This window comes from Megasphaera sp. NM10 (assembly GCF_000417505.1).
Lineage (GTDB): Bacteria > Bacillota > Negativicutes > Veillonellales > Megasphaeraceae > Megasphaera > Megasphaera intestinihominis.
In genome coordinates this window covers 1-2,791 of record NZ_APHY01000124.1, presented here as the reverse complement: position 1 = coordinate 2,791, position 2,791 = coordinate 1, and the positions used below count along the sequence as shown (strand labels likewise).

The 2,791-nt window shown below is 49.0% G+C and carries 3 protein-coding genes; 2 read left to right on the top strand and 1 reads right to left on the bottom strand.

The features are described 5' to 3' along the window. The first annotated feature begins 618 nt into the window (after positions 1 to 618). Positions 619 to 843: a hypothetical protein gene (locus tag NM10_RS12615; protein ID WP_226885428.1), complete on the top strand. Its 225-nt coding sequence runs from the start codon at positions 619 to 621 to the stop codon at positions 841 to 843. A gap of 3 nt (positions 844 to 846) precedes the next feature. Here NM10_RS12615 and NM10_RS12610 read toward each other — a convergent pair whose 3' ends face one another. Next, complete coding sequence (locus NM10_RS12610; RefSeq protein ID WP_020311925.1) at positions 847 to 1,053, bottom strand: zinc-ribbon domain-containing protein; 207 nt, start codon at positions 1,051 to 1,053, stop codon at positions 847 to 849. A gap of 174 nt (positions 1,054 to 1,227) precedes the next feature. On the opposite strand from NM10_RS12610, the gene NM10_RS12605 reads away from it, so the two are divergent. Next, positions 1,228 to 2,484 carry a dicarboxylate/amino acid:cation symporter gene (locus NM10_RS12605; protein WP_020311924.1) on the top strand — a complete coding sequence of 419 codons (1,257 nt, stop codon included), beginning with the start codon at positions 1,228 to 1,230 and terminating at the stop codon, positions 2,482 to 2,484. The last annotated feature ends 307 nt before the right edge of the window (positions 2,485 to 2,791 follow it).

The window sequence follows — 2,791 nt, the reverse complement described above, 5'->3', positions numbered from 1 at the left end:
GGTCCTGGGATAAGCAGGGAACCGGTTTGAAGGAGACTCTGCGACGCGCAAAACCGTGTGAGTCGCTTATGCCGAATCTCGTGACCTGATGGAGTGAAAGTATGCGGTCAGACAGAGATACCCTGGATTCGGCAGGAGAGGTGGGACAACCGCTAGTGCTTTTTTTGTTGTTCGTTGTTAGTGGCTCGTGGCTTGTTTTTGCGGCCTTATGGCCGCATCGTAGGGGCCGATCTTTAACCTCTCAGACCGCCTTTGGCGGTCAGCTCCCCTATAAAGGGAGTCTTGGGCGGCCCGCTGTGATATTTGACCACTGCCTATTCAAAATGATGGTGAGCTTTTACGAGCCACGAACCACGAACAACGAGCCACGGCTTTTTTTATGGTGATATACATAACAGGTCCATGAGGCATGGTTTTGCGAACTGCGACCGGGGAATAGTATATTTTTTTCACATAACGGATTGACTTTTCTTATTGTGAAATATATAATGGATACAAAGAATAAAAGCAAGGACAAAGATGTCTTACGAGTACACACTCTGCCCTTGCTCTTTTTTTACTCTTTGTCAAATTTAAACGAAAGGATGGATGGTTATGCTTTCACGGACCTTGTTGGGAATGAGATGGGGCGACTTATCGGAAGATACGCGCCAGATGTTATTGGACCGCGCCGATATCGACGGTTTTAATGGCGCTGATGGAGACCGTTATAGTCGAGGGACGCTCCATTTCCGCAATACGCTCATGGGAATCCAGGCCTCAGTGGAAACAGACCGTTTTTCCGGTGATATGGGAAACAACGGCATTTTCATTGATGATGATGCTGTCATTTCCCGCATCTAACAATCATTTGAATAAGAACACCTTGCATAAGCCGATAATGATAAAGGCTGCAATGATGATGACACTAATAACCCGAGTCTTAGTAAAGATTTTCGGGTTATTTTGTATATTTTTGGGCGGGACTGGCGGTGGTACTTCCTGTTTAGTGCCGCAAATCGGGCACATGAGGACGCCGTCGCGCAGTTCCGTACCACATTTGGGACAAATCATAAGCTCAACTCCTGTTCTTCTTTTATGTATACTATAGAAGGCTGTACCCGCTGTGTCAAGAAGTTATCTTTTTGTGAGGAAAATATACATATAAAACCTTGTGTATTTGGCGAAAATAGCATACAATTTTATTTATCTGCTGTTTTTTATTACCAGAGAAAAGGAGATACAGCCTTGAAGAAAAAAATTGGCTTGAGTTCCCAAATTTTGATCGGCCTGGCCCTTGGTGCCCTGGTCGGTTATTTGTTCCCCGATTTCGGCGATAAGCTGAAACCCTTCGGTGATGCCTTCCTGCGCATGATCAAGATGATTGTCGTGCCCCTTATTTTCAGTACCCTGGTCATGGGTATTGCCGGTACGGGCGATTTTAAAAAGCTCGGCCGCTTAGGCGGCAAGGCCATCATTTGGTTCGAGTTCGCTACGACCATCGCCCTGGCCATCGGCCTGTTGTTCATGAATATTGCAGAACCCGGTGTGGGCGTCACTTTATCGGCTTCGGCAGCGAATGCTTCCAATGCCGCAGCTGCCAGCCAGCACAGTGTCGACCTCGTCGACTATGCCGTCCACATCATCCCGACCAACATCGTCGATGCCATGGCCCGGCAGGATATGCTGCAGATCATCTTTTTTGCCTGCTTCTTTGGCGTCGCCGTCGCCCATATCGGCGGCAAAGGTGAAACCATTGTCGATATCTGCCAGAGCGTGGCTGAAGCCATGTTCAAAGTAACGGGCTATGTCATGCACTTTGCGCCTATCGGTGTCTTTGCCATGATTGCCTATACCGTCGGTAGCTATGGCATTGCCATGCTCATCCCCTTGGGCAAGCTCATCTTGTCCGTCGCCGGTGCTACGGCGCTGTTCATCTGTGTCGTCGCCCTCATTGCCAGCCTTTTTACGGGCATCAATTTCTTCCACGTCATCCGGGCCTTGAAGGACATCCTCTTCCTGGCTTTCTCGACGGCCAGCAGTGAAGCCGCCCTGCCCGGCGCCATGAAGCGCCTGGAAGAATTGGGCGTTCCCAAGACGATTGTCACCTTTGTCATGCCGACGGGTTATTCCTTCAACCTCGACGGCTCGACGCTGTACAGTTCAGCCGGTATCTTGTTCATTGCCCAGCTCTACGGTATCCAGATGCCCATTGAGCAGCAGCTACTGGTCATGGTCACGCTCATGCTGTCGACCAAGGGCATTGCCGGTGTTCCCGGTGCGGGCATCATCGTCGTCGCTGCGACGGCAGCGGCCTTCAATCTGCCTACAGAAGGCGTCGCCATCCTCCTGGGCATCGACCGCCTCCTCGACATGATCCGCACGATCTGCAACGTCTGTGGCAACTGCATGGCTACGGTCGTCGTCGCCTGCTGGGAAAAGGAATTGAACAAGGCCACGTTCAATGAAAAGTACCGCGCTTTTTTGGGCGGAAAAAATAGGTGAGTATTCGCCAAAGTAGACTAAATCCCGAGTTTGACACTTTTGAAAATAAAAAATGCTCACAAAGAGCGTGGTTGTGCGCTCTGTGAGCATTTTTTATTTGGTTTTAATGTGTGCTATATTTTTTTCACTGTTATTTTAATTTTTTTGAGTTCTTTATCGTTGCTCGCATAGCCGCTTGAGTCATGAATTCATAGTCGGTCCTGAACCCGAAAAGTTCATGCAACTCATCGGTCAATGCCGTTCTTTATAAGCAGGACATATCCGTTGGTTTTGCTTAGTCGAGTTATTGTCATGCAACTCAGGTCTT